This is a genomic window from Micromonospora sp. KC721 (genome assembly GCF_004348355.1).
Taxonomy (GTDB): Bacteria; Actinomycetota; Actinomycetes; order Mycobacteriales; family Micromonosporaceae; genus Micromonospora.
Genome location: NZ_SMJY01000416.1, coordinates 1 through 641, shown reverse-complemented (window position 1 = coordinate 641; position 641 = coordinate 1). Strand labels below are relative to the sequence as shown.

1 protein-coding gene is annotated in these 641 nt (G+C 74.1%); it reads right to left on the bottom strand.

Features of this window, described 5'->3' with window-relative positions; all coding sequences use genetic code 11:
- Positions 1 to 367: 367 nt before the first annotated feature.
- A complete protein-coding gene (locus tag E1182_RS31505) occupies positions 368 to 595 on the bottom strand; it encodes a hypothetical protein (protein WP_165942780.1) in 228 nt (75 codons plus the stop codon).
- Between the last annotated feature and the right edge of the window lie 46 nt (positions 596 to 641).

Sequence of the window (641 nt, the reverse complement as noted above, 5' to 3'; positions counted from 1 at the left end):
CGGTCGGTCACCTGGTCCACGGTCAGGGCCTGAGCCGGTCGGTCACCTGGTCCACGGTCAGGGCCTGAGCCGGTCGGTCACCTGGTCCACGGTCAGGGCCTGAGCCGGTCGGTCACCTGGTCCACGGGCAAGCAACAGTCGCTTCCGTTCCGGTCTTCCGCTCCGCCTCGTTCCGGTCTTCCGTTCCGGTCTTCCGCTCCACCTCCGCTCCGCCTCTCCGCTCCACCTCCGCTCCGCCTCTCCGCTCCACCTCCGCTCCGCCTCTCCGCTCCACCTCCGCTCCGCCTCTCCGCTCCACCTCCGCTCCGCCTCTCCGCTGCGGCTGCGGCTGCGGCTGCGCGATCATTGACGGCCCGCCGAGAGGAGATCAGGACTGGATGACGGCCGGGGTGACGCCCATGGCCGGGGTGACGGCCACGGCCGGGGTGACGGCCACGGCCGGGGTGACGGCCACGGCCGGGGTGACGGCCACGGCCGGGGTGACGCCCACGGCCGCGGTGACGGCCACGGCCGCGGTGACGCCCACGGCCGCGGTGACGCCCACGGCCAGGGCCGGGCGCGCCTCGGCGGGCGGAGAGGCGGTGACGGTGCGCAAGGGGTAAACACCTGCCAGGGGTGAACCGACTGCGGCAAAGAAGCGG